This window comes from Puerhibacterium puerhi, from assembly GCF_009846865.1.
GTDB lineage: Bacteria > Actinomycetota > Actinomycetes > Actinomycetales > Cellulomonadaceae > Puerhibacterium > Puerhibacterium puerhi.
The window spans coordinates 42,057-62,630 of sequence record NZ_WUWN01000013.1; the positions used below are offsets into that span (position 1 = coordinate 42,057).

At 75.8% G+C, this 20,574-nt stretch carries 13 protein-coding genes and 1 riboswitch; of the genes, 4 read left to right on the forward strand and 9 right to left on the reverse strand.

The annotated features are described in order from the left end of the window. Positions 1 to 5: 5 nt before the first annotated feature. Entirely contained in the window at positions 6 to 800 is a 795-nt protein-coding gene (locus GSF02_RS09215; protein ID WP_159795004.1) for an alpha/beta fold hydrolase, read from the forward strand. A gap of 79 nt (positions 801 to 879) precedes the next feature. On the opposite strand, the gene GSF02_RS09220 is transcribed toward GSF02_RS09215, so the two are convergent. Further along, complete coding sequence (locus GSF02_RS09220) at positions 880 to 2,520, reverse strand: coiled-coil domain-containing protein (protein ID WP_235915468.1); 1,641 nt, start codon at positions 2,518 to 2,520, stop codon at positions 880 to 882. A 356-nt stretch (positions 2,521 to 2,876) separates the two neighbouring features. Between GSF02_RS09220 and GSF02_RS09225 the strand changes: the two genes are divergently transcribed. The 3 genes from GSF02_RS09225 to GSF02_RS09235 all read left to right on the forward strand — a co-directional run bounded on the left by GSF02_RS09225 (position 2,877) and on the right by GSF02_RS09235 (position 6,335). After that, positions 2,877 to 4,316, forward strand: a complete 1,440-nt coding sequence (locus GSF02_RS09225; RefSeq protein WP_159795007.1) for a hypothetical protein — start codon at positions 2,877 to 2,879, stop codon at positions 4,314 to 4,316. Next, positions 4,313 to 5,329, forward strand: a complete 1,017-nt coding sequence (locus GSF02_RS09230; protein WP_159795010.1) for a hypothetical protein — start codon at positions 4,313 to 4,315, stop codon at positions 5,327 to 5,329. Before GSF02_RS09225 ends, GSF02_RS09230 begins: the two co-directional genes overlap by 4 nt. Positions 5,330 to 5,390: 61 nt before the next feature. Further along, positions 5,391 to 6,335 (forward strand): tetratricopeptide repeat protein, encoded by a 945-nt coding sequence (locus GSF02_RS09235; protein ID WP_159795013.1) that lies wholly within the window; start codon positions 5,391 to 5,393, stop codon positions 6,333 to 6,335. Between the two features lie 89 nt (positions 6,336 to 6,424). Here GSF02_RS09235 and glgB read toward each other — a convergent pair whose 3' ends face one another. The 8 genes from glgB to GSF02_RS09275 all read right to left on the reverse strand — a co-directional run bounded on the left by glgB (position 6,425) and on the right by GSF02_RS09275 (position 20,528). Then, the gene (glgB, locus tag GSF02_RS09240) at positions 6,425 to 8,686 is read right to left on the reverse strand and encodes a 1,4-alpha-glucan branching protein GlgB (protein WP_159795016.1); all 2,262 of its coding nucleotides are present in this window, start codon (positions 8,684 to 8,686) and stop codon (positions 6,425 to 6,427) included. Between the two features lie 58 nt (positions 8,687 to 8,744). After that, on the reverse strand, positions 8,745 to 10,127 hold the full coding sequence (locus GSF02_RS09245) for a phosphotransferase (protein ID WP_235915469.1): 1,383 nt from the start codon (positions 10,125 to 10,127) through the stop codon (positions 8,745 to 8,747). Beyond that, entirely contained in the window at positions 10,124 to 11,914 is a 1,791-nt protein-coding gene (gene treS, locus GSF02_RS09250; RefSeq protein WP_159795019.1) for a maltose alpha-D-glucosyltransferase, read from the reverse strand. The genes GSF02_RS09245 and treS overlap by 4 nt, the downstream gene beginning before the upstream one ends. Next, a complete protein-coding gene (locus tag GSF02_RS09255) occupies positions 11,911 to 14,031 on the reverse strand; it encodes an alpha-1,4-glucan--maltose-1-phosphate maltosyltransferase (RefSeq protein ID WP_408003883.1) in 2,121 nt (706 codons plus the stop codon). The genes treS and GSF02_RS09255 overlap by 4 nt, the downstream gene beginning before the upstream one ends. A gap of 365 nt (positions 14,032 to 14,396) precedes the next feature. Further along, complete coding sequence (locus GSF02_RS09260; protein ID WP_159795022.1) at positions 14,397 to 15,776, reverse strand: LLM class flavin-dependent oxidoreductase; 1,380 nt, start codon at positions 15,774 to 15,776, stop codon at positions 14,397 to 14,399. Continuing rightward, entirely contained in the window at positions 15,773 to 17,182 is a 1,410-nt protein-coding gene (locus tag GSF02_RS09265; RefSeq protein WP_159795025.1) for an MFS transporter, read from the reverse strand. Before GSF02_RS09265 ends, GSF02_RS09260 begins: the two co-directional genes overlap by 4 nt. Beyond that, positions 17,179 to 18,480, reverse strand: coding sequence for an acyl-CoA dehydrogenase family protein (locus GSF02_RS09270; RefSeq protein WP_159795027.1), 1,302 nt, complete (start codon positions 18,478 to 18,480; stop codon positions 17,179 to 17,181). The genes GSF02_RS09265 and GSF02_RS09270 overlap by 4 nt, the downstream gene beginning before the upstream one ends. A gap of 106 nt (positions 18,481 to 18,586) precedes the next feature. Then, positions 18,587 to 18,681: riboswitch (SAM riboswitch) on the reverse strand. A gap of 140 nt (positions 18,682 to 18,821) precedes the next feature. After that, positions 18,822 to 20,528 carry an FAD-binding dehydrogenase gene (locus GSF02_RS09275; protein ID WP_159795029.1) on the reverse strand — a complete coding sequence of 569 codons (1,707 nt, stop codon included), beginning with the start codon at positions 20,526 to 20,528 and terminating at the stop codon, positions 18,822 to 18,824. Between the last annotated feature and the right edge of the window lie 46 nt (positions 20,529 to 20,574).

A 20,574-nucleotide genomic window follows, 5' to 3' on the forward strand; every position in this document is an offset into this window, starting at 1 on the left:
CGACGATGACCTCCACGACCCTCGCCCTGCACGAGCTCCACGACGGCGGCGGCGTGCCGCTCGTCCTGCTGCACGGGTTCCCGTTCGACCACCGGATGTGGACCCCGCTCGCCAACCACCTGCCGCCGGGCATCCGGGCGCTCGCGGTCGACCTGCCCGGCGCGGGGCAGAGCCCGCTGGGCGGCATGCCCCCGAGCCTGGAGGCCGCCGCCGCGGCGGTGCACCGCACCCTCGTGGCCGCCGGCGTCGCCAACGGGATCCTCGTCGGGATGTCGATGGGCGGCTACGTGGCGCTCGCGCTCGCCGAGCTCCACCCCGGCTTCGTCGACGGGCTCGCGATGGTCGACACCAAGTCGACCGCCGACTCGGAGGAGGCCCGCACCCGGCGCCTCAAGACGGCCGACGAGGTGGAGGCCAACCAGACGGTCGACGCCGTGATGGGCATGCCCGCGTCGCTGCTGGGCGCCACCAGCCTGCAGCGACGCCGCCTGCTGGTCACGACGCTGGAGGCCTGGGTGCGGGGCCAGTCGCCGGCCGGCGTCGCGTGGGCCCAGCGCGCGATGGCCGACCGGCCCGACCGCACCCACGTGCTGCGCCAGCTCGACGGACCGGTGTCGATAGTCGTCGGCGCCGAGGACCTGGTCACGCCGCTCGCGGACGCGGAGCACATGGCGGGCGCCGCGCGCGACGCCGCCCTGACGGTGGTGCCGGGCGCCGGCCACGCGAGCCCCGTGGAGGACCCCACGGCGGTCGCCGCGGCGCTGTCCCTGCTGCACCGGCGCGTGGTGCGGCACCACTGAGGCCCGCCTCGCCGGACGACGAAGGCCGTGGACCGGTCCGGTCCACGGCCTTCGCCGTGCGCGCAGGGGCGCGCGGACGTCAGCGCTTCGTGCGCGCCGGCGCCTCGTCGTCGGACGCCGTGCCCGACGACGTGCCCGACGACGTGCCCGACGACGTGCCCGACGACGTGCCCGACGCCGCCTCGGCGGCGTCCTCGGCGGGCTCGTCCGCCTCGACGGCGGCCTCTGCCGTCGCAGCGGGCTCCTCGGCCTGCGTCCCGGCCTGCGTCCCGGCCTGCGTCCCGGCCTGCGTCTCGGCCTCCGTCGCGGCGGTCTCCTCCGCGGTCGGCTGGGCCGCAGCAGGGGGCGGCGGGACCGGGCGCTCGGCGGCCGGGCGGGCGTCGCCCTGCGCCGCCTTCGCCGCGGCGGCGCGGGCGGCCTGGGCGGGCGTGCTGCCGGCGACGGCCGAGACCGAGCCCAGCGGCACGGCGCCGCTGACGGCGGGCGCCTCCGGCGGCACGGGGGCCTTCTCGCCCAGCAGGCCGCGCAGCTCGTCGAGGTAGGTGTTGATCGACTCGTGCTTGCGCGTGAGGTCCTGCAGCTGGCGCTGGGCGGTGCCCCGCTGCTGCTCGGCCTCGACGCGGGCGTCGTTGACCGTCTGCTCGGCGAACTCGCGGGCCTCGGCGACGATGCCGTCCGCGGTGCGGCGGGCCTCCGAGACCAGCTGCTTGACGTAGGCGTCGGACTCCGCGCGGACCTTCTCGGCCTGCTGCAGGGCGAGCGCCACGCGCTTCTCGGCCTCCGCGGCGTGCTCCTCGGCGGTGCGGATGAGCTTCTCCGTCTCGGCCTTGGCCGTGGCGTGCCGCTCGGCCGCCTCGCGCTCCACGTCCTCGCGGCGCTGGGCGGCCTCGAGCTCGGCGTCGGCCAGCGTGCGCCGGGCCTCCTCGCGCAGCCGCTCCAGCTCGGCGGTCACCTGGTTCGACGCCTCGGCGGCCTCGTGCTTGGCGTCGGCGATGATGCGCGCGGCCTCGCGGCGGGTGCTCTCCAGCAGCTCCGTGGACTCGCGCTCCGCCTCGTCGCGCAGGGCGGCGGCCTCGGCGGCGGCCTGCGCCCGCAGCTGGGCGGTGTCCCGCTCGGCCGTGACGCGCAGCTCGGTGACCTCGCGCTCGGTGGTCGAGCGCAGCACGCCGAGGTCGCGCTCGAGGCTCGCCCGGCGCTCGGACTCCTCGGCCTGGACGGTGCTGGTGATGAGCGCTGCCTCGCGCTCGGCGGAGCCGATGAGCTCCTCGGCGCGGCGCTGCGCGGCCAGCAGCGTGCCCTCGGCCTCGGCGGCCGTCGTCGAGCGGATCTCCTCCGCCTCGCGGCGGGCGCTCGCGAGCATCTCCGCGACCTCACCCTCGGCGCGCGACCGGACCTGGCCGGCCGACAGCTTCGCCCGGGCCATGATGTCCGCCGACTGCTGGTTGGCCTGCGTCAGCACGGCCGCCGACTGCTCCCCGGCCGAGCGCAGGAGCTGCTCGATGCGCGAGCCGAGGCCGGAGTACGTGGGGCGGTCGTTCTCACGCAGCTGGCGCTGGGCCTCGGCGAGCTCCGACTGCATCTGCATCGCGCGCGCGTCGGAGGCCTCCACCTGTCGGCGGGCCTCCTCGAGGGACTGCTCCAGGCGTGCGATCTGGTTCTCGACCTGTGCGCGGTCGTACCCGCGCATGGTGATCGGGAAGAGCGAGCGCTCGTCGGACACGAGGGGACCTCCGATGGGGTTCAGGGAGAGGCGGGCGGCAGCCGCGCCGGGTCGCTCGCGCCAGGATAGTGGCCGGTCAGCCGCGGCGACACCGGCGTCCGGACGGCGACGCGCGCCCGGGGGCCCGCGGCGGACGGTGCGGGTCACCCGCCGGGCGATCCGCCGGTGCGTCGCTCTGGCGCGCCGCGCTCCGGTGAAGGGATCGTGCAGATAGCGTCCCGGGGGTGCGAGAGGGCACCGGTGGGCGCCTCCTGCGTGGACCGGCACCCACGGTCCGTCCCTATCCTGGGGTGTCACCTTCTCCGTGACGTCCGCTGGACGTCACTCTCGAGCGCCAACCGGAAGGGAACCACTCGGTGCTGCGAAAACTGCTCGGGACGGTCCTGATCGTCCTCGGCCTGGTGGCCGCCGGTCTCGGCGTCGCCTCCGCGACCGTCTGGCGGCAGTCGGACACCGTGGTGGCGACAGCGACCCCGCAGGGCGACGGCGCGCTGGTGGTCACCGACCCCGGCGTCCTCGAGCTCGTCGACGACAGCGTCACCGTGCGCGCGACAGTCCCCGGTGACGGCAAGGTGACGCTCGCCGTCGGGCGCGACGTCGACGTGGCCGGCTGGGTCGGGGACGAGCCGTACACCCGCGTGACCGGCCTGTCCGACTGGGAGTCGCTGGCCGTCGCGGCCGGCGAGCCGTCGGCGTCCCCGTCGCCCGCCGAGGGGCAGGACGCCGGCGCGGCCGCCGAGCCCGCGAAGCCGAGCGGGGACGACCCGGCCGGCAACGACATGTGGGTGGCGCAGGCCTCGGGCGACGGGACGGTGACGCTGCGCTGGGGTGACCAGCCGGGCCGCTGGTCCCTGCTCGCGGCGGGCGTCGGCGACGGCGCGCAGGCCCCCACCGTCGAGCTGACCTGGCCCCGCACCGTGACCACGCCGTGGCTGTGGCCGGGCGTCATCGCCGGCGTCGTGCTGGTGCTCGCCGGCCTGGCCGTGCTGCTGGTGCGCCGCCGGCGCCGCGGGACGCCGGCCGTGCCCGACCAGGCCGACGAGGTCGTGCCGCCGTCCGACGGCGCACAGCCGGGCGAGGCGAGCCCGGGCCGTGCGGAGGACCGCACCGCCGACCGCGCCGCCGACCGGACGGAGCTCCTGGCCGCCGCCGCGGACCAGGCCCCCGCGATCCCGGACGCCGCCGAGCAGCGCTCCGTGCCGTTCGTCGGGCGCCGGTCGCGGCGCGCGAGCGACCCCTCCACCACGGCCGAGCCGCCGACCGCCACGCCGTCCGCCACGCCGTCCGCCTCCGTGTGGCCGGCGACGACGGGCGCCTCGCCGTGGCCCGCGCGCCCCGGCGCCGCCCCTCCGGCCGGCGAGGGCGCCCAGGGCGACGGCACGCAGGGCGACGCGACCGCCGCGCCCGAGACCGCCGCGATCGAGGTCCCCCCTGTCGGGGCCTCCGCCGCGGAGCCGCCCGCGACCACGGGCGCCACGCCCCGCCTGACGCGGCGCGAGCTGCGCGCCCTGGAGGAGGAGGCGCGCCGGGGCGCCGCCCGGCCGATCACCGGCCGGCTGCGCGCCCTCACCGGGCAGATCCCGGTCGTCGGGCGCGGGCAGCAGGCCGCCGCCGACCAGCCCGCGGCCCCCGGCGCGGCCCCGGCCACCACGCGCGCCGGCCGCGCGGCGGCGTGGCGCGCCACCTGGGGGTTCGACGGCGGGGCGCCCCGCCCGGCCACCCCGCAGGACGCCCCGCAGGACGGCGACGACCCGGCCGCCGGTACCCAGGACTCCACCGAGGGAGGCTCGCGATGACCGCCCGCCCCGCACGCCGCACCCCGGCCGCCGTCGCCGCCGGCGCCCTGACGCTCGCGCTGGCGCTGACCGGCTGCGCCGCGGAGCCGCCGGCGCCGAACCCGGACCCGTCGGCCAGCGGCCCCGTGCTCAGCGAGGACCAGGACACCCACGTGCTGGGGGAGGTGAACGCGGTGCTCCAGGCGGCGTCGGAGAGCAACGACCCGACGAAGCTCGAGGCCCGCCTCACCGGTCCCGCGCTGGCGATCCGCACGAGCCAGCTGGAGGTGGCCAAGGCCCGCGGCAACGCGGACCTGGTGACCGACATCCCGGGCGAGTACCAGCAGCTGATCGTGCCGACCAACGACACCTGGCCGCGCACGTCGTTCGCCATCACCGTGCAGACGGAGGAGCTGCAGACGCCGCGCCTGCTGGCGCTGGAGCAGGCCTCGCCGCGCGACCCCTACCGCCTGTGGGGCTGGGTGCAGCTCGCCTCCGGCATCACGATGCCGGCGTTCGCGGACGCCGAGCTCGGCAGCGAGAACCTCGCCGCCGACGACGACTCGCTGCTCGTGAGCCCGCAGGACGCCGTCAACCAGTACGCCGACGTGCTCACCACGGGCAGCGGCTCGGCGTTCAAGGACACGTTCGAGGACGACGCGTTCCGCCAGCTGCTCGGGAGCTTCGCCCAGACGCAGAAGGAGACGCTCGACCAGCCGAACGTCGACGGCACGTACACGCTCGAGGTCACGCCGACCAAGGACCAGCCGGTCAAGGCCGTGCGCACCGCCGACGGCGGCGCCATGGTGATGGCCGCGCTCACGGCGACCGAGACGATGACGGCCGTCGAGGGCGCCACGCTGACGCCGCCGACGCGCTCGGGCAAGGCCCTGCTCGGGGACGCCGAGCCGACGAACAAGCTCGTCGACGGCTACTCGGACATGGTGGCGCTCTACGTGCCGCCGAAGGGCGCCGACGCCAAGGTCAAGCTGCTCGGCTACTCCCACATCCAGACGTCGGTCTCCACGGAGTAGCACCTCGCCCGCCCCGGCCGGCCGTCGTGGCGGCCGGGGCAGTCGTCCTTAGGATGAGCGCATGAGCAACCCGACTCCCCAGCCGAGCTTCAGCGCGCGCGGCGCCGTCGACCTGTCGGCGCTGAACCGCCCGCAGTCGCCGCCGCCCGGCGAGCCCGGCGGCGCTCCGGCCGCCGGCGGCTACGTGCTCGAGGTGACCGAGGCCAACTTCCCGCAGCTGGTGCAGGACTCGGCGACGTACCCCGTCGTCGTGCTCCTGTGGATCCCCACCGACCAGGCGAACGCCGAGCTGGGCACCATGCTGGGCCGGCTCGCCGAGGAGTACGCGGGCCGGTTCCTGCTGGGCCGCGTCGACGCCCAGCAGCAGCCGCAGATCGCCGCCGCGTTCCGCGTGGAGGGCGTGCCCACCGTGGTGGCCGTGCTGCAGGGCCAGCCGCTGCCGCTGTTCGCCGGCACCGCCTCCGAGGAGCAGGTGCGCGCGGTGCTCGACCAGGTGCTCGCCGCGGCGGAGCAGAACGGCGTCACCGGCCGGGCCCCGGCTCAGGGCGAGGACGGCACCGTCGAGGCGCCTGAGGTGCCCGCGGAGCCCGAGCTGCCGCCGCTGCACCAGGAGGCGTACGACGCGATCGACCGGGGCGACTACGACGCCGCGATCGCCGCGTACACCAAGGCGCTCAAGCAGGACCCGAAGGACACGATGGCGTCCGCCGGGCTGGCCCAGGTGCGGCTGCTGCAGCGCACCCGCGACGCCGACCTGCAGGCGGTGCGCGACGCCGCCGCGGCAGCCCCGACGGACGTCGCCGCGCAGCTCGCGGTGGCGGACACGGACATGCTCGGCGGCAAGGTCGGCGACGCCTTCGACCGGCTGCTGGAGCTCCTGCCCAGCCTGGACGCCGAGGGCAAGGAGCAGGTTCGCGTGCGCCTCGTGGAGTACTTCGAGGTGGTCGGCGTGACCGACCCGCGCGTCATCAAGGCGCGCCAGAGGCTGGCGCTGTACCTGTACTGACGCCCGCCTGCACCGGCACGCGGCTCTCGTCGCGCTCTGGGCTCGATGGTCCCGGCTCGATGGTCCCGGCTCGGCAGGCCCCGGGCCCGTCAGGCCTCGGGCTCGAGGACGAGCGCGCCGAGCGGGGGCACGCGCAGCACGACGGAGTGCTCCCGCCCGTGCCACGGCGCCGGCTCTGCCTGCACGCGGCCCATGTTGCCCACGCCCGAGCCGCCGTAGGTCTCGGCGTCGGTGTTGATCGCCTCCCGCCACGCCCCGCCGGCGGGCAGGGCCAGGCGGTAGCCCTCGTGGGGGACGCCCGCGAAGTTCACCACCACGACGACGGGCAGGCCGGCCGTGCTGCGCCGCACGAACGCGAGCACGTTGTGCTCGGCGTCGTTCGCGTCCAGCCACTCGAACCCGGCGGGGGAGAAGTCCCGCTCCCACAGCGCCGGCGTGTCGCGGTAGTACCGGTTGAGGTCGCGCACCAGGCGGTGCACGCCGGCGTGCGACGGGTTGTCGAGCAGCCACCAGTCCAGACCGGTGGACTCGTTCCACTCGGCGTCCTGGGCGAACTCCGTGCCCATGAACAGCAGCTGCTTGCCCGGGTGGGTCCACTGGTAGGCGAGGAAGGCGCGCACGCCGGCGAGCTGCTGCCAGCGGTCCCCGGGCATCTTGCGCAGCAGCGAGCCCTTGCCGTGCACCACCTCGTCGTGGCTGATCGGCAGGACGTACTGCTCCGAGAACGCGTACACCAGGGAGAACGTCAGCTCCCCGTGGTGGTAGCTGCGGTACATCGGGTCCTCGGCCATGTAGCGCAGGGAGTCGTTCATCCAGCCCATGTTCCACTTCAGGCCGAAGCCGAGGCCGCCGGCCGAGGTCGGGCGCGTGACGCCGTCGAACGCCGTCGACTCCTCGGCGATCATCATCACGCCGGGCGTGCGCCGGTAGGCCGTGGCGTTGGCCTCCTGGAGGAACGAGATCGCCTCGAGGTTCTGGTTGCCGCCGTACTCGTTCGGCGTCCACTCGCCGTCCTTGCGGGAGTAGTCGAGGTAGAGCATCGACGCGACGGCGTCGACGCGCAGCGCGTCGGCGTGGAACTCCTCGAACCAGTACGTCGCGTTGGCGACGAGGAAGTTGCGCACCTCGCGCCGGCCGAAGTCGAACACGTAGGTGCCCCAGTCGGGCTGCTCGCCCCGGCGCGGGTCCGGGTGCTCGTACAGCGGCGTGCCGTCGAAGCGGGCCAGCGCGAAGTCGTCCCGGGGGAAGTGCGCCGGGACCCAGTCGATGATGACGCCGATGCCCGCCTGGTGGAGCCGGTCGACCAGGTGGCGGAAGTCGTCGGGGTGGCCGAACCGGGAGGTCGGCGCGTAGTACGACGTCACCTGGTAGCCCCAGGACCCGCCGAACGGGTGCTCGGCCACGGGCAGCAGCTCGACGTGCGTGAAGCCCAGCTCGGTGACGTACTCGGCGAGCTGGTCGGCCAGCTCGCGGTACCCGAGCCCCGGACGCCACGAGCCGAGGTGCACCTCGTAGATGCTCACCGGGCCGCCGTGCGGGTCGCCGGCCGTGCGGGCCTCGATCCACTCGTCGTCCTGCCACTCGTGACGTGACTCGACCACCACGCTCGCGGTGGCGGGCGGCACCTCCGTGCCCTTGGCGAGCGGGTCGGCCTTGGCACGCCAGACGCCGTCGGCGCCGAGGATCTCGTACTTGTACCGGGTGCCGTCCCCGACGCCGGGCACGAACAGCTCCCACACGCCCGAGGAGCCCAGCGAGCGCATCGGGTGGATCGGCGTCCAGCGGTTGTGGTCGCTGACCACGCGCACGCCGCGCGCGTTCGGGGCCCACACGGCGAAGGACGTGCCCTCGATGTCGCCCAGCTCGCTGGGGTAGCGGCGCCGGTTCGCGCCGAGCACCGTCCACAGCTCCTCGTGCCGGCCCTCGCCCACGAGGTGCAGGTCGAGCTCGCCGAGGGAGGGCAGGAACCGGTACGGGTCGTCCTGCGTCTGGACGTCGTCGTCGTAGCGCGTGCGGACCCGGTAGTCGGGGGCGTGCACCTGCCCGTCGGCGGAGACCGGCGCCGGGATCACCGCCTCGAAGACGCCGGCCGCGCGGTGCTCGGCCGGGTGCTCGCCGTCGGCGGTGAGCACGACGACCTCGTCGGCGAGGGGCCGCAGCACGCGCACCACGGCCCAGCCGGTCCGCCCGTCGGGGTCGACGGGCAGCAGGTGCGGCCCGAGCACCGCGTGCGGGTCGTGCGTGGTGCCCTGCGCCACCGCGGTGAGCACCTCGGGGTCGACGGCGGGCGGTGCCGGCGGCGTGGACGGCGAGGTCCGGTGCGGCGGGGTCGGGGTCGGGCCGGTCGTCATGACGACACCCTTCCACGGGGCGCCGCACTTCGCTCACCGTTGCCGCGGGCGAGCGACGTCACGAGGCCGAGAGCGCCCGGTCGACGGCCGCCAGCGGGATGCGGACCCAGTCCGGCCGCTGGCGCGTCTCGTACACCACCTCGTACAGCGCCTTGTCGAGGACCAGCGCGCGCAGGGCGGCCGCGGCGGTCGCGTCGTCCATGCCGACGGGCGCGCCCGCGGACGCCCGGTAGGCGGCGAGGAACGCCGCCTCGGCGTCGGCCGCCCACGCGGGCTCGGCGGCGCCGCCCACGGCCGCGGCGTAGTCGACCGACCGCAGGATGCCGGCGACGTCCCGCAGCGGCAGGTCCGGGGCCGTGCGCTCGGCGACGGGCCGCTGCGGCTCGCCCTCGAAGTCCAGGAGCTTCCAGCCGTCCGCGCCGTGCAGCGCCTGGCCCAGGTGCAGGTCGCCGTGGATCGGCTGGAGCGGCACGGGCGTCAGGCGCCGCTCGAGGTCGTCGAGCACCGCGGCGACGTCGGCGGCGCGCCCGGCCAGCGACGGCGCGGCGGCCACGGCGGCGTCGGCGCGGCGGCGCAGCCCGGCGACGAACGTGCGCGGGTCGAGGGCGCCGCCGGCCGGCAGCGCCCGCCGCATCGCGGCGTGCAGCCCGGCCAGGACGGTCCCGAGGTCGGCCGCCAGCGGCGCGAAGCTCTCGCCCCGGCCGGCGAGCTCGCACGCGAGCTCGAAGCCGTCGCGGGCGTCGCGGACCAGCTCGGCCAGCACGGCGAGGTGCGCGGTGGCGGGGACGGAGCCGTCGCGCGGGCGGTCGACGGGCACCTCGAGCGGGACCTCGAGCGCGCCGAGGAACCGGGGCACGCCCGCGTACCCCACCGCGGTCAGGGCCTGCGGCACGACGACGTCGGGGTGCGCCCCCGCCGCGACGGTGCGCAGCACCTTGAGCATCGCGCCCGCGTCGGCGCCCGGCAGCACCGCGCGGGGCAGCACCACCGAGGTGTTCGACTGCTCGCCCGTGATGGCGCGCCCGCCCGCCGCGAGGGCCGCCGCCGCGGCGGCGTCGTCGGCCACGCCGGCGGCGCGCAGCAGCGCCGCCCAGCAGGCCGGGTGCACGCCGCCGTCGTGCACCGTGACGGGTCCGGACGGCGTCGTGACGGTGCCGATCGACCCGGGCGCGTCGAGCAGCGTGGACGTCTCGCCCGCGGGCGTGAGCACGAGCGGCACGTGCACCACGACGGCGTCGTCGCCGCCACCGTCGTCACGCAGCCGCAGCAGCGCCAGCACCACGTCGTCCGCGCCGTCGACGGTGACCTCGCGCCACGGGCTGAGCGTGCCGGCCGCCCCGCCGGGGAACCACCGCCGCCCCGGCGCCCACCGGGCGACCAGGTCGGTCACCGCGGGCGGCAGGTACGTGCCGGCGCGGTGGACCCGCACGTCGGCGGTCACGGCAGCACGCTCCGGGCGCCGGCGTCGGATCGTGTCAGCTTCAGCCAGTAGAAGTCGCGCGAGCCCCACGTCATCGTCACCCGCCCGTCGTCGCCGACGCGGGGGAACGACCCGCCGCCGAAGACGTCGGTGAGGTGCCAGCCGGCGTGGGCGGGCAGCGCGATCGTGGCCGAGCGCGCGGTGGCCGACATGTTCGCCGCCACCAGCAGCGTCTCCTCGGGCGTGGAGCGCGTGAAGGCGAGGATCGCCTCGTCGTCGCACTCGTGCGAGGTGAAGTCGCCGGTGCCGAACGTGGGGTGCAGCCGGCGCACCGCGAGCATGCCGTGGACCCAGTGGAGCAGGCTCGTGGGCTGGGCGAGCTGCGCCTCGACGTTGTGGTGCTCGTAGTGGTGCACGAGCGACTGGACGAGCGGCAGGTACAGCTTGCCCGGGTCGGCGGTCGAGAACCCGCCGTTGCGGTCCGGCGTCCACTGCATGGGCGTGCGCACCGCGTCGCGGTCGGGCAGCCAGATGTTGTCGCCCATGCCGATCTCGTCGCCGTAGTACAGGCACGGCGAGCCGGGCAGGCTCAGCAGCAGCGCGTGCGCCAGCTCGATCTCCTTGCGGGAGTTGTCGAGCAGCGGCGCCAGCCGGCGGCGGATGCCCACGTTGGCGCGCATGCGCGGGTCGCCGGCGTACCACCCGTACATGGCGGCGCGCTCCTCGGTGGAGACCATCTCGAGCGTCAGCTCGTCGTGGTTGCGCAGGAACGTCGACCACTGCCCGCCCGAGGCGGGGATCGGCGGGGTGTCGGCGAGGATGTCGACGAGCTGGCGGGCCCGCTGGTCGCGCATCGCGTAGAAGATGCGCGGCATCACCGGGAAGTGGAAGCACATGTGGCACTCGGGCTCGTCGTCGGTGCCGAAGTAGTCGACCACGTCCTGGGGCCACTGGTTGGCCTCCGCGAGCATGATCCGGCCCGGGTACTCGGTGTCCATCATGCGGCGCACCTTGCGCAGGAACGCGTGCGTCTCGGGCAGGTTCTCGCAGTTGGTGCCCTCGGCCTCGAACAGGTACGGCACGGCGTCCAGGCGGAAGCCGTCCACGCCGATCTGCAGCCAGAACCGGGCCACGTCGAGCATCGCCTCGACCACGCGGGGGTTCTCGAAGTTGAGGTCCGGCTGGTGGCTGAAGAAGCGGTGCCAGAAGTACTGCCGGCGCACGGGGTCGAAGGTCCAGTTCGACGTCTCGGTGTCGACGAAGATGATGCGGGCGTCCTGGTAGCGCGTGTTGTCGTCGCTCCAGACGTAGAAGTCGCCGTACGGGCCCTCGGGGTCGGAGCGCGACGACTGGAACCACGGGTGCTGGTCGCTGGTGTGGTTCATGACCAGGTCGATGATCACCCGGATGCCGCGGTCGTGGGCCTCGGCGATGAGCTCCTGGAAGTCCGCGACGGTGCCGTACTGGGGCGCGATGGCGGTGTAGTCGCTGACGTCGTACCCGCCGTCGCGCAGCGGCGACGGGAAGAACGGCGGCAGCCACAGGCAGTCGATGCCCAGCCACTGCAGGTAGTCCAGGCGCTGGATGATGCCCTGCAGGTCGCCGGTGCCGTCGCCGCGCGAGTCGGAGAACGACCGCACCATCACCTCGTAGAACACCGCCTTGCGGTACCACTCCGGGTCGTCGGTCAGCCCCGGACGGCCCAGGCCCGGGGGCTCGGGCTGGCGGCGCGGCGGCAGCGCCTGCACGGGCAGCGCCTGCGTGATCGGCCGTGGGACCTCCACGGCCCGCGACGTCGGCTGGCTCATGCCGGCGTCACCTGCAGCACGTGGGCCACCTGCACCCGCGGGTCGAGCCGCACGTACGGGTGCTCGCCCCAGGAGTACTCCGCCCCGGTCAGCAGGTCGCGCACGGTGAAGGACGGCGCGCCCGGGTCCGCGCCCGGCGGCGGGGTGAGGCCCAGCGCCTCGAGGTCGAGGTGGAGCGTCGCCTCCTGGGTGCCCCACGGGTCGATGTTGAGCACCACGAGCACGACGTCGTCCGACGGCGTCGGCGCGCCGGGCGCGGCGGGGCCGGCGCCGGTGGCCACCGGCAGGTGCGCCCCGCGGATCCGGCGGGAGTAGGCCAGCACGTTGTCGTTGTCCGCGGCGTGCACGGACAGGTTGCGCAGCTGCTGCAGCGCCGGGTGCTCGCGGCGGATCTGGTTGAGCCGCGTCAGCAGCAGCGAGATGCCGATGTCCGCTGCCTTGGACCAGTCGCGCGGCTTGTACTCGTACTTCTCGTTGTCGATCTGCTCCTCCACGCCGGGCCGCGGCACGTTCTCCACGAGCTCGTACCCGGAGTAGATGCCCCAGGTCGGCGAGCCGGTGGCGGCGAGCACCGCGCGCACGGCGAACCCGGACACGCCACCGTGCTGCATGTACGGCGGCAGGATGTCGTGCGTCGTGGGCCAGAACGACGGGCGCATGACCGACCCGGCCGGCCCGGAGACCTCCTGCAGGTACTCGAGGATCTCCGTCTTGGTGTTGCGCCACGTGAAGTACGTGTACGACTGGTGGAACCCGATGCGCGCGAGCGTCGCCATCATCGCCGGCTTGGTGAACGCCTCGGACAGGAACAGCACCTCCGGGTGCCGGTCGTGCACCTTGGCCAGCAGCCACTCCCAGAAGTCGAGCGGCTTGGTGTGCGGGTTGTCGACGCGGAACAGCGTCACGCCGCGCTCGATCCACGTCTCGACGACCTCGAGGATCGCCTCGCGCAGCCCGACCGGATCGTCGTCGAAGTACAGCGGGTAGATGTCCTGGTACTTCTTCGGCGGGTTCTCGGCGTACGCGATGGTGCCGTCCGCCCGGGTGCGGAACCACTCGGGGTGCTCGGTGACCCACGGGTGGTCCGGAGAGCACTGCAGCGCCAGATCGAGGGCCACCTCGAGGTCGTGGTCGTGCGCCGTGGCCACGAACGCGCGGAAGTCCTCCTCGGTGCCCAGGTCCGGGTGGATCGCCTCGTGCCCGCCGTCGGACGAGCCGATGGCGTACGGGCTGCCCGGGTCGCCCGGCTTCGGGGCGAGCGTGTTGTTGCGGCCCTTGCGGAACGTCGTGCCGATCGGGTGCACCGGGGTGAGGTAGACGACGTCGAAGCCCATGGCCGCGATGGCGGGCAGGCGCTCGGCGGCGGTGGCGAACGTGCCGGAGCGCCACGTGCCGTCCTCGGCGCGGACCGCGCCCTCGGAGCGGGGGAACATCTCGTACCAGGAGGCGGCCAGCGCCTTGCGGCGCGAGACGCGCAGCGGGTAGGTGGCGCTCGCGGACACCAGGTCGCGCAACGGCGCGCGGGTCAGCGCCTCGCGCACCGCCGACGTCGTCGCCACGGCCAGCCGCGCCTCGGCGGGCCTCGTGGTGTCGGCCAGCTCGCGGGCGGCGTCGGCGAGCAGGTGCGCGTCGTGGGGCGTGCGCGCCGCCTGCGCCGCCGGCGTGATGATCCGCTCGAAGAGCCGCACGCCCTCGGCCAGCATGAGGTCGACGTCGATGCCGGCCTCGACCTTGATGGTCGCGTCGTGCGCCCAGGTGGCGTAGGGGTCGCTCCACGCCTCGACGCGGAACCGCCAGTCGCCCTCGGCGTCGGGCTGGACGAACCCACGGAAGCGGTCGAGGCCGGGCGCGACGTCCACCATCGGTGCCGTCGAGTGCACGGTGCCGTCGGGGCGCACCAGCACCGCGGTGGCGGAGACGGCGTCGTGACCCTCGCGGAACACGGTCGCCTCGACCGGCACGACCTCGCCGACCGCCGCCTTGGCGGGCCAGCGGCCGCCCTCGACCACGGGCGAGACCTCGAGCACCGGGATGCGGCCGATCGGCGCGTGCGGCGCCGGTTGGGGCGGCGCGGGTGCGGGGGTGGGGGCCGGTGCGGTGCAGGGCGCCGGCGGCACGGCGTCGTGCACCGCGCCCGACGCCGGCGCGGCGGCGGCCACCTTCTTCGACGCCCGCGCCGCCCGCGCGCGGGTCGCCCTGGGGGCGGCCGGCGCCGCCGCCGCGGCGGCGTCCGGGCCGCCGTCCTGCGCCGGGGACACGCCTTGCGGCGCGGCCGCCGCCTTCGCCGCGCGCGTGCGGGGCGCGGGGCGCGGGGTCGTGTCCGAGGGTGTGGAGGAGCGCTTTCGCGGGCTCGGCGTCGTCACGCAGGCCACGGTATCCAGGCAGGTGGGCGCCCGCGCGCGCACGGCCCCGGCAAGTCTCGGCGGGCCTGCCCGGCCCCGCGCCCGTCGTCAGCGCCGGTCACCCGATGGTCACCGGGCGGTCACCGGGCGCCCGCCGTCGCACCGGCGCGGAACGCCGCGCCCGCGTGGTCGGGCGCGAGGCGCGGGCCGCCTCCCATGACCCGCTCGCGCAGCGTCGCGCCGTCCGGCGCGTCGGGCAGCAGGCCCCGGCGGCGCAGCTCGGGGGAGACCAGGCGCGCGAACCGCTCGAGGTCGGCCGGCCGCACTGCGGCGCAGACGTTGAAGCCGTCGACGTCGGCCTCCTGCTGCCAGCGCTCGAGCTCGTCGACCACCGTGCCGGGCGAGCCGGCGATCACCGGCCCGCGCCCGCCGATCGCGACGAACTCGGCCAGGTCCCGCACCGTCCACGTGCGGTCGCCGAGGGTGGTGAACGACGCGAGCGCCGACTGGTTGGCGTCCGTGGCCACGTGCTCCAGCGGGGCGTCGGGGTCGGCCCCGGCGAGGTCGACGCCGGTCCACCCGCCGAACAGGGCCAGCGCCGCCTCGGTGTCCACGTACGCCCGGTACCCCTCGAGCCGTGCCTGCGCCTCGGCGTCGGTGTCCGCGACGACGACGGTGGCCAGGGCGAACGTCTTGATCGCGTCGCGCGGGCGGCCGCGCTCGGCCAGCCCGTCGCGGGTCGCGTCGACCCAGCGGCGCACCAGCTGCGGCGTGCCGCCGGAGAAGAACACCGCCTCGGCGTGGTCGGTCGCGAACTGCTGGCCGCGCCGCGAGGCGCCGGCCTGGAACAGCAGCGGCGTGCCCTGGGGCCCCGGCGGGGCGAGCGCGACGCCCGGCACGGAGAAGTACCGTCCCGCGAACCCTGCCGGGTGCAGCCGCGCGGGGTCGACCACCACGTTCGCGTCGGCGTCGAGCACCAGCGCCCCGTCGTCGAACGAGCCCTCGAGCAGCCGGTAGACGACCTCCATGTACTCGTCGGCGCGGTCGTAGCGCTCGTCATGCGGGATCTGGGTGCCCAGGCCGAGGTTGCGCGCCGCCGACTCCTGGTAGCTGGTGACGATGTTCCAGGCCACGCGCCCGCCGGTGAAGTGGTCGAGCGTGGCCAGCGTGCGGGCCAGCAGGTACGGCTGGAGGTACGTCACCGACGCGGTGACGCCGAAGCCGAGCGAGCGGGTCGCCGCGGCCATCGCGGGCACGGCCACGAGCGGGTCCAGCACCGGGTACTGCACGCCGCCGCGGGCGGCGGCCTGCGGCCCGCCGCCGTAGACGTCGTAGACGCCCGGGATGTCGGCGAGGAACAGCGAGGCGAACCCGCCGTCGTCCAGCGTGCGGGCCAGGTCGGTCCAGTACCGCAGGTCGGTGAACCGGGCGGCGCCCGACTCCGGGTGCCGCCACAGCCCGGGGGACTGGTGGACGGGCACCATCATGTCGAAGGCGTTGAGCAGGATCGGGCGGGTCACAGGGCTCCCTCGGGGGACAGGGCGGGCTCGCGGCGGGCGGCGCGCTCGGCGCGGGCCCGCACGCCGGCGGGGTCGGCGGCCGCGACGCAGGCGGCCAGGGACAGCAGGCTCAGCAGGGACAGGTAGGCGGCGACCAGCCAGGGCCGCCCGCCGCCGGCGGCGAGCAGCAGGGCGGCGATCATCGGCATGAAGCCGCCGGCCAGCACGGTGGCCACCTGGTAGGCGATGGTGACGCCGGAGAACCGCACCTGGACGGGGAACTGCTCGGCGAACCAGGCGGCCTGCGGGCCGTAGACGGCGTCGTGCGCGAGGTTCATGCCGAGGATCACCACGAGCGGCAGCAGGGCCAGCGGGCCGGCGTCGGCGAACGCGAACAGCACCCAGCCGAACGCACCGATCGCCACGACGCCGCCGATCGTCACCGGCTTGCGCCCGACGCGGTCGGACAGCCAGCCCCAGAACGGCCCGGTCACGAGCCCCACCGCCGAGCCGATCATCACCGCGGTGACGCCGGCCTCGGAGTCGCCGCGCTCGGACGTGAGGTAGCTCAGCAGGTAGACGGTGATGAGGTAGTACACGGCGTTCTGCGCCAGCCGCAGCCCGATGGTCACCACGAGCACGCGCCGGTGGTCGCGCAGCAGCACACGCAGGGGCGCGCGCTCGACCTCGCCGGCCTCCTTGATCGCGGTGAACTCGGGGGCGTCGTGCACGCCGAGGCGGATCCACAGCCCGACGGCGACGAGCACCGCGGAGGCGAGGAACGGCAGGCGCCAGCCGAACGCGGCGAACTGCTCGGCCGTCAGCAGGTGCTGCACGGCGAAGAACGACCCGGACGCCAGGAGCATGCCGGCCGCCGAGCCCACCTGGGTGAAGGAGCCGAAGAAGCCGCGGTGGCGGGCGGGGGCGTGCTCGACGCTCAGCAGCGCCGACCCGCCCCACTCGGCCCCGGCGGACAGCCCCTGCAGCACGCGCAGCGTCACCAGGCCGGCGACCGCCCACCAGCCGACCTGGGCGAAGGTGGGCAGCAGGCCGATGAGGGTGGAGGCGACGCCCATGAGCAGCAGCGACGCCACGAGCAGGGACTTGCGCCCGACCCGGTCGCCCAGGTGCCCGGCGACGACGCCGCCGAGCGGGCGCACGACGACGCCGACGGCGAGCGTGGCGAACGAGGCGATGGTCCCCGCCAGCGGCGAGGCGTCGGGGAAGAACTGGCCGTTGAACACCAGCGCGGCGGCGGTGCCGTAGAGGTAGTAGTCGTACCACTCGATGGTGGTGCCGACGAAGGCGCTGGCCAGCACGCGGCGCTTGCCGGCCCAGGGCCGGGCGCCCGTGGGGGCGCCCGCGGCGTCCGTGGCGACGGCGTGCCCGCCGGGCGGCGTGGCGGGGGTGGGGGGTGCGGCGGTCATCGCGCGGCCTCCTTCGGGGCGCGGGCGGGCGCGTCGCCGATGGCGTTGAGGCCCTCGGGCAGCGTCCCGTTGATCCAGTAGTCGCCGAGCGCGCGGGCGCGGAAGGCGATGGGGTTGTGGGTGGCGACGGTCTGGGCGTTGCGCCAGTGCCGGTCCAGGCCCTTGGCCGTGGACGTGGCCGACGCGCCGACCGTGAGGAACAGGTCCTGGGCGGCCCCGAGGGCGAGCTCGGGGACGGTGACCTGCGCGTGCTCGACGGCGATCTCGCCGTCGTGCAGCTCGGTGGGCACCGGCCCGTCGTGGCCGGGGCGGTCGGCCCCGACGCGGGCGGCGGCGGCGATGCCGTCGTCGAGCGCCCGGGCGGCGTGCAGCACCACCGCCTCGGCGGCGTAGGCCTTCGCGGCGATCCGCCCGGTCGCCTCCTGGATGAGGGGGTCCTCGGCGAACGGCAGGCCCAGCCCGGTGTTGAACGTGCGCCGCCGCGCGGCCACCGTGGCGGCGGCGTCGCGCCGCGCGGCGTGGGCGATCCCGGCCAGCACGGCGAGCAGCACGAGCTGGAAGAAGGCTGCTTCGTGCACGGCCTCCGGCGAGCCCGCCACCCGGTCGAACAGCGCGTCCTCGGGCACCGGGACGCCGTCGAACCGCGCGGTGCCCGTGCCGGTGAGCCGCTGGCCGAAGCCGTCCCAGTCGTCGAGCACCGTGACGCCCGGCGCGTCGGTGGCGACGACGGCGAAGCGCCGCCCGTCCTGCCCGTCGAGCGCGGCCGAGACGCGGGTGTAGTCGGCGAAGATCGTGCCCGTCGTGTAGTACTTCTCGCCGTCGAGCACCCAGCCGTCCGCGGTGCGGCGCAGCGTGGTGCTCAGCGTGCCGAGCCGGTTGCCGCCCTTCTCGGTGGAGGCGTTGCCGACGGTGCGCCCGGCCAGGACCCGCGGGTACCACACCGCCTGCAGGCGCTCGGGCGCGAAGCGCAGCGACTCCACGAACCCGAGGTGCGAGCGGTACAGGTGCGCCACGTTCGAGTCCGCGGCCGCGAGCTCGACGAGCAGCCGCGTGACGGTCTCCACGCTGGCGCCCGGCCCGCCGTGCTCGGCCGGCACGCGCAGCGTGCCGAAGCCGGCCTCGTCGAGCCGGCGGACCGGCTCGAACGGCAGCTCGCGGTCCTGGTCGCGGCGCAGGGCACCGGCGGCGATCTCCTCGAACAGCGGCCGGAACGTCCGACACAGCGCGTCGTGGTCGGCGGGCAGCCGCGGGGGCGTGGCGGCGGTGCGGGCGCGGACGGCGGACGTCGCTGCGGTCATCGGGCGGTCCCTTCTCCTCGTCCGAGGAGACCCGGGCCGCGCAGGCCGGACGGCAGCCGGGACCGCCGTCCGCGCAGGGGTGCGCGCGACCGACACGGATCCGGGATCTCCATCGGTCCTGGCGTTAGCACCTACTCGGGCGCTGCCCGAGGGTTGCTGCGGCGTCGACGAGCCAGGTCTCTCGGCCGCTCTGGATGGTGTGCGAGAAGGAACGTACCCGACGATCCCGTCCGGTGGAAGGAACCTTCTCACTCAGTGGGACGCGCATCCAGGAGGCGGGCCGGGAGGCGGGACAGAAGGCGGGGCAGAAGGCGAGCCGGAGGACGGCCGCGGCGGGCGGGTCAGAGCGCCGCCGCGAGCGCCCGCCCGGTGACGCGGCCGGTGTGCAGGCAGCCGCCGAGGAACGTGCCCTCCAGCGCGCGGTGCCCGTGCACGCCGCCGCCGCCGAACCCGGCGGCCTCGCCGACCGCCCACAGCCCCTCGAGCGCCGCGCCGTCGGGGCGCAGCACGCGCCCGGCGGGGTCGCACCACAGGCCGCCGAGCGTCTTGCGGGTGAGCACGGACAGCCGCACCGCGAGCAGCGGCCCGTCCTTCGGGTCGGTGAGCCGCCGCGGCGGCGCCACGCGCATGCGCCGGTCGACCAGGTAGCGGCGCGCGGCGGCGGTGGCCACGACCTGGGGGTCCTTGCCCAGCCCCGAGGCCACCTGGGCGTCGCGCAGGTCGACGGCGGCCGCGAGGTCGCCCGCGTCGACGTGGCCGGCCGAGCCCGGGGTCGCCTCGGTCAGGGCGTTCATCCGGGCGGCCAGCTCGGCGGGGGTGGCGGCCCAGAGGAACTCCGGGGACTCCTTCGCGAAGCGCGCCACGGGCCCCACGGCGCCCGGCAGCACGCGCTGGGCGAGCAGCCGCACGTCGCGGCCGGTGAGGTCCGGGTTCTGCTCCGAGCCCGACAGCGCGAACTCGGTGTCCATGATCGTGGCGTTGAGCACGAACCAGGAGTGGTCGTCCCCGCGGGCGGTGAGGTGCTGGAGCGCGCCGAGCGCGTCGAAGCCCGGGAACAGCGGCGCGGGCAGGCGGTGGCCGTCGGCGTCGAGCCACAGCGCCGACGGCCCGGCCAGGATGCGGATGCCGTGGCGCGACCACACGGGGGAGTGGTTCGCGATGCCCTCGGGGTAGTGCCACATGCGGTCCTCGTGCACCAGCGCGGCGCCGGCGGCGCCCGCGGTGGTGAGCATGAGGCCGTCGGTGGAGTCGGGCACGCCCGAGAGCATCCGGCGCGGCAGCCGGCCGTGGGTCAGGTCCCACCGGGCGCGGGCGAGGTCGTGGTTGGCCCCGATGCCGCCGGAGGCGACGACGACGGCCTGGGCGCCGAGCTCGACCTCGCCGACGACGTCGCGCGACGTCGGGCGCCCGCGACCGCCGAACGGGGCGCCGGCCGGGGCCGGGTCGTCGGCCAGGACCTGGGCCCGGACCCCGGTCACGCGGCCGTCGGTGACCACGAGGTCGGTGACCCGGTGGCGGAAGCGGATCTCCAGCAGCCCGGCGTCGCGGGCCTGCCGGGCCGCCGCGACGAACGGCGCGAGCACGGCCGGGCCGGTGCCCCACGTGACGTGGAACCGCGGCACGGAGTTGCCGTGCCCGCCGGCGGGGTACCCGCCGCGCTCGGCCCACTGCACGAGCGGGAACCAGCGCACCCCGCGCTCGTGCAGCCACGAGCGCATGCCGCCCGCGGCGAACTCGACGAACTGCTCCGCCCAGGCGTAGCCGTGCCGGTCGGGGCCCTCGCCGCGGTCCGCGCCGTCGGCGAACGCGGCCGACCCGAGCCAGTCGCTCCACGCGAGCTCGGCGGAGTCGCGCACGCCCAGGCGTCGCTGCTCCGGGGAGCCCACCAGGAACAGGCCGCCGAACGACCACCAGGCCTGCCCGCCGAGGCTCGCGGCCGGCTCCTGGTCGAGCACGACGACGCGGCGTCCCGCCGCGGTGAGCTCGGTGGCGGTGACGAGCCCGGCCAGGCCGGCCCCGATGACGACGACGTCGGCGTCCGTGGACATGCGCCGAGCGTAGCCCCGGGCGTGCGCCCGCGGGCCCCGTGGGCCC